We start from the raw sequence: 747 nt of genomic DNA, 5'->3' as shown, positions 1-747 counted from the left end.
CGATGAACTCGACGACGCTGTGCCCTTTCCGAGACCGAAGAAGCTCCAGGCCGGAAGAGAGGTCTTGTTGAGATTCGGCGATGCTGTATACACAGGCTAAGAGCACCACTGTCCAATACCGTTTCACCGCCCGAACGTGGCGAACACGGTCCACCTGACTTCAGCTGGTCTTTGGCCTGCCGGAAAACGCATTCGATCGTCCAGCGCTGGGCATCGTAACGCAAGATGTCTTCGTCACTCAGCTCCCGGTCGGTGTCGAAGATGACATGGAGATGATCCGGCGTCATCGGTTGATCCGCCTTCCAAGCCAGCAGCACCACCGCGTCATCAAGACCGTTGAGAGCGCCTTCGTAGCGGTAGACACGATAGCGCTCGCTCCCCACCGTGACGAGGCGGGTGTCGTTGGGCTCGATATAATGGGCAAACTCCTTCGCTTGGATGGCGATGCCTTTCGGATAGAGAATCCGGTTCGTCTTGAGCATGGCGATGACATGGAATCCTTGTTTCAGGCAGGCTTCGATGAGCGCTTGGGACGGATACCATGAATCCATGAGCACATACACCGGCTGAGCCCACTTCCCCTTGAGCGAGGAAAGCATCTCGATCGCTAGGTCGATTTTGCTTCTTCCCGCCGCCTTATCATAGAGACGAAACGCGAACGGAAACGCTTGCGTGAAGGTATGCACCATCAGCCAAACAAGCGAATGCCCCCAAACGGATTGATGATCTTTGTGCGAGTAGTGCCAA

At 55.8% G+C, this 747-nt stretch carries 1 pseudogene; it reads right to left on the bottom strand.

Going from position 1 to position 747, the window contains the following annotated elements:
• Positions 1-747 (bottom strand): annotated as a pseudogene (locus tag B4113_RS14965) (transposase); the annotation flags it as partial.

The sequence above is a fragment of the Geobacillus sp. B4113_201601 genome, from assembly GCF_001587475.1.
Lineage (GTDB): Bacteria > Bacillota > Bacilli > Bacillales > Anoxybacillaceae > Geobacillus > Geobacillus icigianus.
The sequence above is the reverse complement of the archived record's forward strand: the minus strand, read 5'-3'. Positions and strand labels throughout refer to the sequence as shown.